Here is a 12950-nt window from a genome sequence, read left to right on the forward strand (position 1 = left end):
TCCTCATTTTCAAAATTATTTTGAAGGAAGCTCCATCTCTTGTTTTCTAAGTTCAATACGGCGAATTTTTCCGGAAATCGTTTTTGGTAGTTCATCTACAAATTCAATTTTTCGAGGGTATTTATATGGTGCAGTCAGTTCTTTGACGTGTTGTTGGAGCACTGGAATCAATGTTTCTTCGTTCTTTTCTATATTCTCTCTTAATACGATAAATGCCTTCACGACACTTCCGCGAATTTCATCTGGACTTGCGACAACCGCACATTCTCTTACGTATGGGTGTTTTACAAGTGCATCTTCTACTTCAAACGGCCCGATTGTATAGCCAGAGCTAATAATGATATCATCTCCGCGTCCTTCAAACCAAAAATAGCCGTCTTCATCTTTTTTCGCTTTATCACCGGTAATATAATAATCACCGCGGAATTGCATCGCTGTACGCTCATCGTCTTTATAATATTGTTTAAAGAGTGCTGGTGTTTCAATGTGAACTGCAATATCACCAACTTCTCCTACCTGCACCGGAATACCTTCCTCATTTACGATATCAACATGGTTTCCTGGCGTTGGTTTTCCCATTGATCCTGGTCTAATATCCATCCCTTTCATTATCCCAACAAGTAATGTGTTTTCCGTTTGCCCATAACCGTCTCTTACCGTAATATCGAAATGCCTTTGGAACGTTTCAATCACTTCTCTGTTTAACGGCTCACCAGCTGATACAGCACTATGTAACGCTTCTAAATTGTACTCATTTAAGTTTTCTACCTTTGCCATTAATCTATACTCAGTCGGTGTACAACAAAGCACATTCACCTTATTATCGTCTAATAAATTCAAATACGTTTTCGGTTCAAATTTACCGTGGTATACAAATCCTGTTGCACCTGAACCGAGAGTCGCTACAAACGGGCTCCAAATCCACTTTTGCCAACCTGGACTAGCCGTTGCCCATACAACATCATCTTCTTCGATTCCGAGCCAGTTCGGAGCGCTTGTACGTAAATGAGCGTATGCCCAAGCATGCGTATGAACAACTCCTTTTGGATTTCCTGTCGTCCCTGACGTATAAGATAAAAAGACCATATCTTCTTTATCTGTCTTCGCCATTTCTAACGTGTCACTTTCTGTTTCTAATGCTGTTTTTAAATTCGTCCAACCATCTACTGAACGCTCGCTCAAGACGAATTTTTGAAGAGATTCCACCGCTTCTACGCCGTCAAATTGTCCAATATACGGTTCGTAACTTACGATAGCCTTTACTTCTCCGTGCCCAATACGATACTCAATATCTTTTTTACGTAACATTTCTGAGCTTGGAATAACGACAAATCCTGCTTTAATCGCAGCAATATACGTCATGTAAGCTTCAATTAAGCGCGGCATCATAATAAGGAGCTTGTCCCCTTTTTGTAAGCCACTTTTTATAAAAGCGTTTCCAATTCTATTCGCACCTTGCATTAATTCAAAATATGTAATCTCTCGTCTATTCCCTTTATCATCTTGCCAAATTAAAGCAAGCTTCTCTTTATCACTCGTATATTTCTCTATTTCCGAAACTAAGTTATAAGATGGCGGCGCCAACAATTCCTCTCTCTTCATAAACATCCTCCTTTATTTCTATGCCTCTCTTATATAATAAAGAATTTTCTGTGAATTTTGAACCCTCTTCTTTTGACAAATTTTTTATATTCATGTCGAACCGTTGAATAAATTTATATCGATTTATCGATAAAGTGAAACTTTAATCAGTGGGGGTTTTGTCCATCCCCTACTGATTATCAGCCCGCACCAATCGGGCCTTTACGGGCAGTAAGACTCCCACAAATAGCGGGATAAATAATGACAAAAAAAAGAAAGAGCGGGAGAACCCGCTCTTTCTAAGCCATCGTATATGGGATTATTTTTGGTAACCGCCTAATTGTTGCTCAGCTAGTGAAACTAGACGTTTAGTAATTTCGCCACCAACAGATCCGTTAGCGCGAGATGTTGCATCAGCTCCAAGTTGAACACCAAACTCTTGAGCGATTTCGTATTTCATTTGATCTAATGCTGCTTGAGCACCAGATACTGCTAATTTATTTGTGCTTGCCATGTTGTATCACCTCCTTGTGAGTATAGAGTGTGATAAACAACATGACTTCATGCACATTTGAATGTGGTAATTTATGGGTTTAGAAAAGTTCTTCGAATTTTTCTTCTTCAGCCACTACTTCTACTGTTTGTAATACCATTGTTTCTTTGTTCGCTACAGCCTCTTCAATTAACGGCGCGAAATCGTACTTCGCTTCAAAACGATTTGCTTTCTCACGCTTCGGTTTCGTCGATGGACTTGCTGGTGTGAATACTGTACAGCAGTCTTCATATGGACGAATTGAAATATCATACGTTCCAATTTCTTTTGCAATTTTAATAATTTCTAATTTATCCATCGTAATAAGCGGACGAATAACTGGATAGTTTGTTACTTCGTTAATCGTATGCATACTATCTAACGTTTGGCTCGCTACTTGTCCAAGACTTTCACCAGTCGTAATTGCAAGTGCATTACGCTCCTCTGCAATACGCTCTGTAATACGCATCATCATACGACGCATAACTGTCATAGAATAGCTAGATGGAATTTCTTTATTAATCGTTTTTTGCACTTCAGTAAATGGAACAAGGTGAAGTGTTACACGTTTACAGTATTTCGTTAACTCTTGTGCTAAATCGATTACTTTTTGTTTCGCACGCTCACTTGTGAAAGGTGGACTATGGAAGTGAACTGCTTCTACAGATACACCGCGTTTCATCGTTAAGTAAGTTGCTACCGGGCTATCGATACCACCAGAAAGAAGTACCATTACTTTTCCGCCAACACCAACTGGTAAACCGCCTGCTCCCATGTGCTCACCACACATAATATAGCTATAACCACTGCGAATTTCTACACGTACATTCACATCTGGATTATGAACATCTACTGTGATATCCTCTGTATTTTCTAAAATGTGCCCACCGATTTCTGGAAGTAACTCCATCGTCTTCATTGGGAATCGCTTATCAGAACGGTGCACTGTAATTTTAAATGTTTTCACATCACCTTTTACTTGTAAGAAAGCTGCTAATGCACCTTTTTTAATATCTTCTAATTCTGATGGTACTTTCATCGCTAAGTTAAACTTATGAATACCAAATACATCTTTCAATCTTTCAGAAATTTCTTCATGGTCTTCGCCATTTAACTGAATGTACATACGATCATGTGTTGCATCAATTTTAATGTTTGGGAATTTTTTTAATTTGAATTTCACATTATCTCTTAACGTACTTACAAACTTAGAACGATTCTTTCCTTTTGTCGTCATTTCTCCATAACGAACTAAAATATATTCATATGTCATCATATTTCTTTACCTCATCACTTCATATAATTTTGGCATTGTCTCTTTAACAATACCTTCAAATTGTTTTACTTCTTCCATCGTGTTGTCCGGTGCTAGACTAATGCGAATCGCACTTGTAGCTGCGGCGTGCGGTACTCCCATTGACACTAGTACTCGGCTCACTTCATTTGCTTTTGAAGAACAAGCAGACTTCGTCGATACATATACACCATGTTCTTCTAAAGCATGAACGACTACTTCTGGTTTTAAACCGACAAATGATACATTTAAAATGTGCGGTGCCGCATATTCAAGTGATGTATTAATCGTTACAGTTTCCATCTCTTTAAAGAAACGGACCAGCTCTGTTTGTAAATTTTGCAAATGAACTACCTTTTCTTTCACTTGTTCCATCGTCATACGAAGTGCTTTCACCATCGCTACAATACCAGGTAAATTTTCTGTACCTGAACGATACTTGAGCTCTTGTTGACCACCTGATAAGATTGGATCTAATCTTACACCATCACGTATGTAAAGAAGACCTGTCCCCTTTACGCTATGAAATTTATGTCCAGATATTGAACAAAGGTCAATATGAGAAGCGTATAAATCAAGTGGTACTTTTCCTATCCCTTGTACATGGTCCACGTGGAATCTTATTTTCGGATGGTTCGATAATAATGTTCCAATTTCAGCAACGGGCTGAATCGCTCCAGTCTCGTTGTTCACGTGAATAATTGACACAAGAATCGTATCTTCACGAAGCGCTCGTTTTACATCTTCTACCGATACAACACCGTGCTCGTTAACCGGTAAATATGTTACATCAAAACCGAGATCTTCTAATTGTTTATATGCCTCAAACACAGACGCGTGTTCAATATTTGTTGTAATGATATGTTTACCGCGCGAACGATTCCTCATCGCTATCCCTTTAATCGCAAGGTTATTCCCTTCCGTTCCACCTGATGTGAAAATAATTTCAGAAGGTTTAACGTGAAGGAGCTGTGCCGCAATCGTTCTCGATTGTGTTAATAGACGCTCTGCCTCTCCTCCAAGCGAGTGAATAGAAGAAGGATTACCAAAATATTTCCCTGCAACCGTTACGTACGATTGAAGAGCTTCTGGATATGGCTTCGTCGTCGCACTATTATCAAAATAGATCATCGTTCTTCCCCTTTCAACGCTATCACATCATATAATCATATCACAAATACGTGTAATTACGCTAAGACTACTCAAAGGTTCCGTTTTTATATAAAAGTGTACATTTCCCCCCGCCATTTGCAGGCATACTGAGTGGTGAAGATTAATAATTAGTGGTGGATGAAACCCCATCACTTACGGTTTCACTTTATTTTGAAACGAACGACCTTACTGTATTCCGCTATTCATTATAGCAACATCGACTTCAAAATTACACAAAAAAACAAACCCTTTATTAAAGGGTTTGCTCATTGTCTACATATTCAGCTATTTTTTGAACAACGCCAGGTTCAAGTTGCTCTAATATAGAAGCCGCTTGTTCTAAAGCTGCATCGTATTGATATTCACGGAATAATTTCTCCGCATAATTTAAGCTTTCTGCAAGATTCTCATCATGACTGCGGTACCGGTTACCGTATTGAATTAGTTTTTCAACTAAATACGCTTGTCCAATTAATTCTTCCGTCATTTCAGATACACCATTCACAACTGTGTATGCTTCTTCTAAACTGCTATTTACAGTATTCATATTTAACGGCTTTACTTCTAATTGCTCATACACAGCTTGCATCGCCATTTGCCCTTTTTGTAAATCTTCCATAATACTCTCTGGAAGACCTGGTAAATTCGACTTTTGCATAAAACGTTTCGTCTCAAAAATTGTATTTCGCATTTCTTGTAACTTCTCACGTGCTTCAAATTCCTCTTTGCGCATCGTTTGCAACATTTCTTTATATTCCGCATGAAGTACTTTTAAAGTTTCACATTGCTCATAAACCTCTTCTAGTTCCTCACGAATAATAGAGAATGCAATATCTTGTTCAGCAACGCGTATTTGCAACACTTCAAAACGTTTCATTAAAATATGCATTTGCTTTTCAATTACTTTTTGTGACTCTATGTCTTTGTCTTGTAATTGATAACTTTGTTTCACAAGTTGTGTTTCTATTTTCGTTTCAATTGTTTCTGTACGAATTTCTTCTAAGTCTTCATAAACAGACAGTGTTTTTTGCTCCACATAATGTTTCGCATGCACTTCTTGTTCAAGTTGATCATAAAAACTGTCTAAACGAGTTTTTAAGTTCTCTACTTTTTCTGCTGCTTCCGTTATATGAAGTTCCTGTATATCCATTAAACATGTGTGTAGTTGTGTCGTCATATCGCGGACTTCTTTAGGAATTTCCAAATACTCTAGTACATAGCCTTGTCTTATCATATCATCATGGCCTTGTAATAAATCTTCCAGCTGAACTGGTAATGTCGCTTGACACTCTACCAATAAATCTGGAATTTGATGAATAACGATTTCTAAACTTGCTAAACCTTCTTCTAAACTAATAACAATTTCTCTCGCTTTTAAATAATCACCATTATCAGTTGCCTCTTCAAAAGTTTTGAACTTCTCGGATTCAACATCTAACATCTCTTCAATTTTTTGCTCAGCTGCTCCATACATGTGTCGATGAGCAAGAACGCTCTTTTTCATACTACGATATGTATCACGTAACCCTTCAATTTCCGAGCTGTTTTTCTCATGGCTTTCTAACAGTTGCTGTAATTCATTTAAAATGTCCGTAATACGATTATCAGCGTCATCTAAACCACTTATGGATTCTTTCATCGCATGCTTTGCTTTGCGGAAGGAGAATTGCGAGGCGAATTTTCGCGCTTGCCCTAAATCTTTTTCAGCTTTCGGAAGAGTTGTTGATACAATTTCATCCCACTCTTCACGCCATTTACCAAACAGTTCTTCTGTTTGACCTGTCATATTTAAATCTTTTACCCGCTTTAGTTCATCTGCCACAGGTTTATCTTTTATCTCTTGTTTCCACTGCTCCAGTGCTTCAATATCTTTATATGAACGATTTCTTATCACAAGCTCTATCATGAGCAGCACTAGAATAGAGCTTACTACAATGATAACGATCGTCAGGATAGAATCCATGCAAAAAAGCCTCCTAAGTTATATCTCTTTTTTTGTCCGTTCCGTTTATGAAATGGAAGGCATTATGTATAAAAAGGGAATTCCCCTATATTTAACAACTAACAATGTTCTAATCATACCATGTAATGACGTGTTTTTGACCTAGTTTTTTTTAAAATTTCATGTTTCTTTAAATGTAAATGTAATCTTTCTTAATATTCCGCTTACTTAACTACCTATCCTCAAATGATTGTAATAACAGGCACTCTTTCATATGAGATGCGAAATAAATTTTGCGCACAAGTGACATTTCCTTGCCTTACCGCTTGCTCTACCACCATTTCCGGAATTAAAGTAATACCAAGGCCAGCTTTTACCATTGCAAGCATCGGTTCTGCATAAGATGTTTCAACTATATAACGGCATATTATTTATGAATTTAGTTCCTGTACTTGCACTTATCGGTTTTATGTTTCAAGGTTATACTGTCGATAACATAGAAATTGCCGGCGCCTCATTCACAATTATTGCGCTAGTATGCAACAATTTATGGCAAAGAAAACAACATATAAAAATCCCCACCTCAGTTCGTTAGGTGGGGATTTTTCACATATGAACAGCTCTTGGCAGTTCATAATACATACTCGCTTTATATAATGTTCGTTCCATCCATTGCTCAATTTCCTTCGTATACATTTCTAAGAAAAACGTCTCGGATGGAAATGAGTGTAGCACCTCTGATATATATTGTGGATATAAAAACGGCATATTCATCATGCCTTTTAATTGCGTCATAAACATTGTAAAGGATACCTTTTTAAATTCTTGCTTCATTTGTCCTTGTTTAATGATTTGCTCTATATAATATCTTTCTCTAGAAAAATAAACGGTCATCACTTCACGAATTAATGTCGTATCAAGCGAAAGCTCTCTATAAAAAAAACGTGTCAGTTCTCTATTATCAAATTGATATCGTAAAATCCCGCGCACCATTTGCACCATCACATCTTTAGCCGATAAATATTCTCTCTGTTCAAATGACGTTTCAATTACATGAATATATCCTTCTAAAAAATCAGTAATAAGCTGTTCTAATAACCCTTGCTTTCCAGCAAAATAATATGAAATATTCGCTACATTCACATCCGCTCGCTTTGCAATGTCCCGCACCGATGTCCCGTCATACCCTTTCGTATTAAACAACGATATTGCCGCATCAATTACCTTTTGTTTCGTCTGCTTCATGCGCTCACTTCCTCTCAATGAACAGCTATAGTTTAAATTTCTTGACTTTTAAGACAAATTCCTTTAATTTTCTATCGACAAAGTCATGTGAAATACATCGTATTTTGCTACCATTTTACATATCTCGATAAAAAGGGAGTTGTTTCCATGTTTACAAAAGAAAGTTATGCAGGATCTCGTGAAAAGCAATATGAGACAGTAATTAAACAACTAGATGCATTATTAACTGGCGAACCGAACGTAGTCGCAAACTTATCAAATGCGTCCGCACTATTAAATCAATTTTTAGATCGCGTTAATTGGGTTGGCTTTTATGTAACAGAAGGAAATCAGCTTGTTCTTGGACCATTCCAAGGAATGCCAGCTTGCGTGCGTATTCCTTTCGGACGCGGTGTTTGCGGCGTTGCAGCTGAAACAAAAACAACGCAACTTGTAGCAGATGTTCACCAATTCCCAGGACATATCGCTTGCGATAGTGCCTCTAATTCTGAAATCGTTGTACCGATTCTGAAAGAAGGAACTATCATTGGTGTACTTGATATTGATAGTCCTGAAAAAAATCGTTTCGATGAAGTAGATCAGCATTATTTAGAAAAGTTTGTGGAAACACTCCTAAAACATATTTAATAAAGAAAAGAGTGAGTTATCGATTAAGTACGTAACGTACGAAACCGATCGCTCACTCTTTTTTTATTGATTGCTAACCGTTGATATCTTCTTTAGTGCCTGTTCTAAATCAGAAACGATATCTTCCCATGATTCTAAGCCGACAGATAGGCGTATTAAATTATCGAAAATACCCATTTCTTTTCTTAGTTCAGCCGGAATAGCTGCATGTGTCATCGTCGCTGGATGCTGAATTAACGTTTCTGTATCACCTAAACTTACGGCAATTGTAATAAAATGGAGGTCATTGATAAACGACTGTGTTTCCTCTTTCCCGCCTTTAATTGAAAAAGAAATAACGCCCCCGCCTCGTTTCATTTGCCGAGATGCTAATTCCCCTTCCGGATACCAAACACCTTCTACCGCTTCATGATTTTTCAAAAACGATACAATTTTTTCTGCATTATCACAATGACGATCCATTCTTACTGCTAATGTTTTTAATCCGCGTAACAATAACCACGCGTCAAACGGCGCCATAATACCGCCGATATCTTTTCGCATCGGACGGATTTTGTCAGCTAACGCTTTCGTTCTACAAATTGTTACACCCGCTACAACATCCCCGTGACCACCAATATATTTTGTCGCACTGTGAACGACGGCGTCACAACCGAGCTCAAGAGGTCTTTGTAAATAAGGTGAACAAAACGTATTATCGACAATAACAAGCAAGTCATTGCGCTTCGCTACCCCGATCACCTTTTCTAAATCAATTAATTTCATCGTTGGATTAATCGGTGTTTCAACGAAAATGAGCTTTGTATTTGGACGAATTTTATTTTCAATATCCGTCTCTGTCTCCATATCACAAAACGAATGAGTAATCATAAATTTTTCTTCTAATACTTCTAAAAAACCGTACGTACATCCATATAATCCATTTGAACAAATAATATGATCTCCAGCCTTTAGAAAACCGATTAACGTTGCTGAAATGGCTGCCATACCTGAACCGAACGCCAGCGCTTCCTCTCCACCTTCTAAAACAGCCATACGTTCTTCAAATAATTTCACAGTTGGATTCCCAAGCCTTGAATAAATATAAGATGGATCTTCTCCCGCAAAACTCGCTTCTCCTTGCTGTGCTGTCTCAAACGTAAATGTAGAAGTTTGAAATAAAGGTGGCGTTAAACTCCCTTTATTTTCATTTGATTCATATCCGTGATGAATTAATGCTGTCTCCATATGTTTCTTTTTCATAAAAACATCCCCCTTATGTCTTTATTGCCACATATCCACCAAGAAAAATCTGATGAACGTTTTTACTACATTTTATGTAAGCGTTTTACTTCTGTTTCTATCTCTTCTTTCATATTGTTTTAAATTCCTTCTTGTTAATTTCCAAAATTTATCTGCATAAAACAAAAAGGGAGTCGCTTGACGAAACTGTAGGTAAAAGATATAATAGCGTTTGTGTAAAATAAAAAGGCAGCCTTGTAATGTGAGTTTATCGTTTGTATTTTGTTCCTCTGCGGAGGTGTATCTCGTAACTCCCTGCTGCTGGAGCGAAGGTACATGAAAACAAAATACCCGTAAATATCGATTACGTCTGTTTTTATTTTACGAAAATAAAAACATTTTTGAAGGAGGAGTCAACTATGGCTCGTTATACAGGTCCAGCATGGAAACTGTCTCGTCGTCTTGGAATCTCTCTAAGCGGCACAGGAAAAGAATTAGAAAAACGCCCTTACGCACCAGGTCCTCACGGTCCTAACCAACGTAAGAAACTTTCAGAATACGGTTTACAATTACAAGAGAAACAAAAACTTCGTCACATGTACGGCATGACTGAGCGTCAATTCCGTCGCACATTTGACCAAGCAGGTAAAATGCCTGGTAAGCACGGCGAAAACTTCATGATCCTTCTTGAAGCTCGTCTTGACAACCTAGTTTACCGCATGGGCTTAGCTCGCACTCGTCGTGCAGCTCGCCAATTAGTAAACCACCGTCACATCACGGTTGATGGAGCTCGCGTAGATATCCCATCTTACCGCGTTAAACCTGGTCAAACTATCGGCGTTCGCGAAAAATCTAACAGCCTTGTTGTTGTTAAAGAAGCGATCGAAGTTAACAACTTCGTACCAGAATACTTAACTTTCGATGCTGATAAGTTAGAAGCTACTTACACTCGTCACGCTGAGCGTCCTGAGTTAGCAGCTGAAATCAACGAAGCATTAATCGTAGAGTTCTACTCTCGTTAATCTCGGTACTCTGAAAAGAGTCGTATTAAAAGCCTTAGGAACCTTGTTTATCAAGGGGCCTGGGCTTTTTTTATTTATATAACTGTCGTATGTATAGTAAGATACTTCAAGGAAGTTTTTTCATGAGTTATGGATACTCGTTCTTGCTTCCCTTTTATTCATTCCAACGATTGAATTCTCTTTAATACTAGCTCCGTTTATTATGCAGAATTTTACAATCCACCTTCATTACATGCTGTTATACTTATTCCCTTAAACATATAATCATTTCGTTTTCAGACTACTCCTTTTTTCATGACTTCCACATTATATCTCAATAGAAAAAGCTACCAAAGAAACTAAAACGTTCCCTCTGGTAGCCTTTATTTATATATTAAAGTTATTTATTTTCCTCTTTTTGAACATATACATAAGCATCTTTCTGCTCTTTATGTATATCAACCTTCGTGTTCTCTGCAAGCTGTCCTGCATTTAGCAAAGAAAAAATAATGAGCGCTTCTAGTGACATTTCGTTTTACCACTCCTTTCTATTTGTTATACGTTTATCATACCGCTTACATGTGATTTCCGTATGAACTCGAAAAGGAGATTACAACAAAAAGGCTACAGGAATACGAATGCACGTTATAATAACCATAAAATAGGAGGTTGATTCGTTTTGACAATAAACCAAATGGTTCAATTGGGCAGTGCATGTATGCTGTTTATTACTTCAGCACTTATGAGTTGGTATCAAGGGAGTAATTTAATAGATTATCCTGATGAATGGAAATATAGTGCTAAGTTTACGAATTACTTTAAAGGCACCGTTTCAAATTACCAAGATATTTATCAAATCGACTTCTTTATATATGCGGCAAAATTTTATCCCGCAGCATTTGTCGTTATGTTAATTAGCCTACTTTATATGCTCGTATTAATTCTTCATATTCTATTTAAAAGAAATCATGAGGCAATTTAAATGCATACATAAAAACCCCGAACGATAGACTTTTCAGCCTACCATTCGGGGTACTATTTGTTTTAAATTCGTTTCTGATTAGTAACGAATTAAGAAATATTTCTTCTTACCGCGGCGAATGATTGTGAATTTACCTTCGATGCGGTCGTTTTCTGTTACAACGTAGTCTAATGCTTGTGTACGCTCACCGTTTACGTAGATTGCACCGTTCGTTACATCTTCACGTGCTTGACGTTTAGATGGAGAGATTTTGCTTTCTACAAGTAAGTCGATTAATACTGTATCTTCTGCAGTACGTTCTACAGATGGTACATCTTTGAATCCTTGCTCGATTTCGTTTGCAGTAAGTTCTGCTACAGAACCACTGAATAATGCAGCTGAAATTTTAATTGCTTGCTCTAACGCTTCTTCGCCGTGAACAAGTTTTGTCATTTCAGATCCTAATGATTTTTGTCCTGCACGTTTTTCTGGTGCTTCAGTTACTTGCTTCTCAAGCTCAAGAATTTCTTCATGAGATAAGAATGTGAAGTATTTTAAGTATTTAACTACATCGCGGTCATCTGTATTGATCCAGAATTGGTAGAACTCGTAAGGAGTTGTTTTCTCTGGGTCTAACCAAATTGCGCCGCCCTCTGTTTTACCAAACTTCGTACCGTCAGATTTTGTAACTAGTGGAATTGTTAAACCGAATGCTTTCGCATCTTCTTCTGATTTACGGATTAATTCAAGACCAGCTGTAATGTTACCCCATTGATCACTACCACCGATTTGAAGACGGCAATTATGTTGTTGGTATAAGTTTAAGAAGTCGTATGATTGTAAAATCATGTAACTAAACTCAGTAAATGAAATACCAGTTTCTAAACGAGATGCTACTGTATCTTTTGCTAACATATAGTTTAAACCGAAGTTTTTACCGATATCGCGTAAGAATGTAATTACATCTAAGTTACCAAGCCAGTCATAGTTGTTAGCCATCGTTGCTGGGTTGTCCACATTTTCAAACTCTAAGAAGTTTGAAAGTTGGTTTTTAATGCTTTCCGTGTAGTAAGCAACTGTATCTTTCGTATTTAATGTACGCTCTGCTTTTTTACCACTTGGGTCACCGATCATACCAGTACCACCACCAACAAGTGCGATTGGTTGGTGACCAGCTAATTGGAAACGACGTAACATTAATACTGGTAACATATGACCAATATGTAAGCTATCCGCTGTCGGGTCGAAACCACAGTATAATTTAACGCTTTCTTTTTCTAATAATTGCTCTAATCCCTCAGCATCTGTTTGCTGATTAATTAGCCCGCGAAATTCAAGATCTTGTAAAATACCCATATCCTACATACTCTCCTTTAAGTTCATTACTGGCGTGA

Annotated in this window: 12 protein-coding genes and 2 pseudogenes; 4 read left to right on the forward strand and 10 right to left on the reverse strand. The window is 37.5% G+C overall.

The annotated features are described in order from the left end of the window. Window positions 1-15: 15 nt before the first annotated feature. The 6 genes and pseudogenes from mbcS to NSQ47_RS16655 form a co-directional block, all read right to left on the reverse strand. Complete coding sequence (gene mbcS / locus NSQ47_RS16630; RefSeq protein WP_341037417.1) at window positions 16-1602, reverse strand: acyl-CoA synthetase MbcS; 1587 nt, start codon at window positions 1600-1602, stop codon at window positions 16-18. A gap of 298 nt (window positions 1603-1900) precedes the next feature. Next, on the reverse strand, window positions 1901-2095 hold the full coding sequence (locus NSQ47_RS16635) for an alpha/beta-type small acid-soluble spore protein (RefSeq protein ID WP_000168891.1): 195 nt from the start codon (window positions 2093-2095) through the stop codon (window positions 1901-1903). Between the two features lie 79 nt (window positions 2096-2174). Continuing rightward, window positions 2175-3389, reverse strand: coding sequence for a tRNA uracil 4-sulfurtransferase ThiI (gene thiI / locus NSQ47_RS16640; protein WP_002160228.1), 1215 nt, complete (start codon window positions 3387-3389; stop codon window positions 2175-2177). 6 nt (window positions 3390-3395) lie between these two features. Next, window positions 3396-4538: a cysteine desulfurase family protein gene (locus NSQ47_RS16645; RefSeq protein ID WP_002160227.1), complete on the reverse strand. Its 1143-nt coding sequence runs from the start codon at window positions 4536-4538 to the stop codon at window positions 3396-3398. Window positions 4539-4812: 274 nt separating this feature from the next. Beyond that, a complete protein-coding gene (gene ezrA, locus NSQ47_RS16650) occupies window positions 4813-6522 on the reverse strand; it encodes a septation ring formation regulator EzrA (RefSeq protein WP_098778691.1) in 1710 nt (569 codons plus the stop codon). Between the two features lie 211 nt (window positions 6523-6733). Next, window positions 6734-6911: pseudogene (locus tag NSQ47_RS16655) on the reverse strand (LysR family transcriptional regulator); the annotation flags it as partial. Between the two features lie 8 nt (window positions 6912-6919). Here NSQ47_RS16655 and NSQ47_RS16660 point away from each other — a divergent pair. Beyond that, window positions 6920-7096, forward strand: a pseudogene (locus NSQ47_RS16660) (EamA family transporter); the annotation flags it as partial. Window positions 7097-7107: 11 nt separating this feature from the next. Here the strand turns inward: NSQ47_RS16660 and refZ are convergent. Continuing rightward, on the reverse strand, window positions 7108-7746 hold the full coding sequence (refZ, locus tag NSQ47_RS16665; RefSeq protein WP_002160225.1) for a forespore capture DNA-binding protein RefZ: 639 nt from the start codon (window positions 7744-7746) through the stop codon (window positions 7108-7110). 147 nt (window positions 7747-7893) lie between these two features. On the opposite strand from refZ, the gene NSQ47_RS16670 reads away from it, so the two are divergent. After that, a complete protein-coding gene (locus NSQ47_RS16670; RefSeq protein WP_002160224.1) occupies window positions 7894-8373 on the forward strand; it encodes a GAF domain-containing protein in 480 nt (159 codons plus the stop codon). 63 nt (window positions 8374-8436) lie between these two features. On the opposite strand, the gene megL is transcribed toward NSQ47_RS16670, so the two are convergent. Continuing rightward, window positions 8437-9615: a methionine gamma-lyase gene (gene megL, locus NSQ47_RS16675; protein ID WP_002112279.1), complete on the reverse strand. Its 1179-nt coding sequence runs from the start codon at window positions 9613-9615 to the stop codon at window positions 8437-8439. 398 nt (window positions 9616-10013) lie between these two features. Here megL and rpsD point away from each other — a divergent pair, with 398 nt between their 5' ends. After that, complete coding sequence (gene rpsD / locus NSQ47_RS16680; RefSeq protein WP_002145373.1) at window positions 10014-10616, forward strand: 30S ribosomal protein S4; 603 nt, start codon at window positions 10014-10016, stop codon at window positions 10614-10616. Window positions 10617-10995: 379 nt separating this feature from the next. Here the strand turns inward: rpsD and NSQ47_RS16685 are convergent, their stop codons facing one another. Then, a complete protein-coding gene (locus NSQ47_RS16685; protein WP_002112286.1) occupies window positions 10996-11124 on the reverse strand; it encodes a hypothetical protein in 129 nt (42 codons plus the stop codon). A gap of 150 nt (window positions 11125-11274) precedes the next feature. Here NSQ47_RS16685 and NSQ47_RS16690 point away from each other — a divergent pair, with 150 nt between their 5' ends. Then, window positions 11275-11577, forward strand: a complete 303-nt coding sequence (locus NSQ47_RS16690) for a YjdJ family protein (protein ID WP_078180059.1) — start codon at window positions 11275-11277, stop codon at window positions 11575-11577. Window positions 11578-11655: 78 nt separating this feature from the next. Here the strand turns inward: NSQ47_RS16690 and tyrS are convergent, their stop codons facing one another. Continuing rightward, window positions 11656-12912 (reverse strand): tyrosine--tRNA ligase, encoded by a 1257-nt coding sequence (gene tyrS / locus NSQ47_RS16695; protein WP_341037422.1) that lies wholly within the window; start codon window positions 12910-12912, stop codon window positions 11656-11658. Window positions 12913-12950 lie beyond the last annotated feature (38 nt).

Source organism: Bacillus sp. FSL R10-2780, assembly GCF_038006125.1.
In the GTDB taxonomy this organism is placed as follows: domain Bacteria; phylum Bacillota; class Bacilli; order Bacillales; family Bacillaceae_G; genus Bacillus_A; species Bacillus_A cereus_U.